Source organism: Thermanaerothrix sp. (assembly GCA_026417795.1).
Classification (GTDB): Bacteria; Synergistota; Synergistia; order Synergistales; family Synergistaceae; genus Thermanaerovibrio.
In genome coordinates this window covers 1-2,190 of record JAOACP010000078.1, presented here as the reverse complement: position 1 = coordinate 2,190, position 2,190 = coordinate 1, and the positions used below count along the sequence as shown (strand labels likewise).

Genomic DNA, 2,190 nt, shown 5'->3' with positions numbered 1-2,190 from the left:
TATTAGCTTATAAAGTGGAGAAAGATAAGGTGTGGTACTCTATGGTAATAATAAATGGGAAAGAGTACACCGGTTCTGTTAAGAATGGCGTGGTGGTGTATGTGGATAATGATACGATACGGATCCTGGACAGCAAATAGGGTTTAAGGCTGGGCTCCGTCGGGGTGCCTCGGCGCGATGGTGTGAGGTAAACGACCCCCTTGATGGAAACATCCTGCTCGGGTAGGGTAGGGGTACAGGGGCAGGAGTTATGTATACCATACGGGTAGAGGCGGATTTTGCGGCGGCCCATTTTCTCCGCCATTATCACGGAAAGTGTGAGCGTCTCCATGTGCACAATTATCGGGTGCGGGTCTGGGCCCGGGGAAAGGAGCTTTCCGAGGGAGGCATGCTCATCGATTTTGGGGTGCTGAAAGAAGGACTCCGTACCGTCCTTGGTCAGCTAGACCACAGGAACCTCAATGATATCGCCTATTTTCAGGACGATCCCAGTGCCGAGCGGATTGCCCGCTATGTCTTCGAGGAGCTTACGGCCTGGTTGAAGGAACAGCATCTCCCGTACGAGCTCTTGTGGGCAGTGGATGTCTTTGAAACTCCCACAAGCATGGCCCGTTACGAGGGGGAATAAATAACTACGCAATAAATATTCGGGTTTACCAAAAGGAAGTCCATAGGTGAACAACGAAAAAAGGAGGGAATATGGACGGCTGGTGGGTGTATATATGGATATCACCTATGGCTCTTTTTCTGATCGTTATAACGTTGTTACAAATAAAAAAGAATATGGATACCCATTTATTTTCGTTAAATGGATTGTTATATTGTTCCTTTTTTATAATTATTTTTCGTCTTCTTGAACTTATATCCCTTAATAACCAAATGGTAACGATCTTTTCTAAAATAACATATCCTTTTATTAGCGTATGTCCCGTTTTCTGGTTCTTGTTTTCTATTGAGATTACGACCGGAAGATATTCTCTAATACGTCATAAATGGCTGTTGTATATTATACCTTTTCTAACTTCTTTTTTGTTTCTTACTAATGATCTTCATAATTTTATTTGGAAACGTTATGAAATTGTCAGTTTTTTAATATTTAAGCAGATCCGGGTTTTGTCTTATGGTTTTTATTTTTGGATACATGTTTTTTATTCCTATATGTTGTATTTCCTCGGTTCTATAATTATTATAACTAGTTTTATTTTACATCACCAACTTTTTCGTCTTCAGGCTTTGTGGGTTTTATTGGGAGGATTGCTTCCTTTAATATTTAATGTTTTGTATGTTTTTAGAATTGGTGGTCTTACATTTGATTTTTCTCCTCTTGTATTAGCTTTAAGCAGTTTATTTTTCTATATAGGGATAAAAAATACAAGTTTGGCATTTATCCATCCTTTTTCTAGAATTCTTGTATATTCGGAAATAACTGATCCGCTTATTATTGTAAACAAAAATAATATTATAGTGGATATTAATCTTTCTGCTAAAGATTATTTTGGATCTATTCTAAGAGTGGGAAAAAATGTGCAGGAGGTCTTTGAAAAATTCCCTTTTTGGATTTTTCAAAAAGATGGTTTTTCTTCAAGAATTATGAAATTAGAGTGGAACCGAAATTCTGATTCCTTGGAAACAAAAGTAAGAATAAGTCCCCTGAGGTCAAATGGATATTCTATTATGGTTCTAGAAGAAAAAGGTCCCCCTGTGGCTTTCACCAGAAGGGAGAAAGAAATATTAGAATTATTAGGAAAACAAAAAAATCTAACAAACAAAGAAATAGCACGGCACTTGAATGTTGATGAGAGTACGGTAAAAACGCACATTCATAATCTGCTAAAAAAAACAAAGAGAGCAAAACGTTCTGATCTGGTTAATTATTTTGATGAAGAAGAAGGATGAGTTTGATTTTTTTATTGCGATTAATAAAGGCCTCTTTTCTAATACAAGAGACCTTTATTTTATAGATTCTATTATTGCTAATTCTTTAGTTAAACAAAAATAATAATCTTTGTTTTATATTTTAACGAAAACACCAAGATTGAGCCGTAAATAGGGATTATTTCCGTAATCTACTATTTTAACAGAGTTTGTATATGCTTCATATTTAAAATCAGTCATTTGAATTGTGTATCCTAATTCGGCAAAGAATCCACCAAAGCTAAAGCTTTTGTATTCTAGGCCACCTCCTAAAAA

The 2,190-nt window shown here is 36.4% G+C and carries 3 protein-coding genes; 2 read left to right on the top strand and 1 reads right to left on the bottom strand.

Annotation, left to right across the window (positions count from 1 at the left end):
- Positions 1-250: 250 nt before the first annotated feature.
- Positions 251-628 (top strand): 6-carboxytetrahydropterin synthase QueD, encoded by a 378-nt coding sequence (queD, locus tag N2315_09105; GenBank protein MCX7829331.1) that lies wholly within the window; start codon positions 251-253, stop codon positions 626-628.
- A gap of 107 nt (positions 629-735) precedes the next feature.
- Positions 736-1,896: a LuxR C-terminal-related transcriptional regulator gene (locus tag N2315_09100; protein MCX7829330.1), complete on the top strand. Its 1,161-nt coding sequence runs from the start codon at positions 736-738 to the stop codon at positions 1,894-1,896.
- A gap of 114 nt (positions 1,897-2,010) precedes the next feature.
- Here the strand turns inward: N2315_09100 and N2315_09095 are convergent.
- Positions 2,011-2,190: hypothetical protein (locus N2315_09095; protein MCX7829329.1), on the bottom strand; the 180-nt coding region annotated here is incomplete at its 5' end.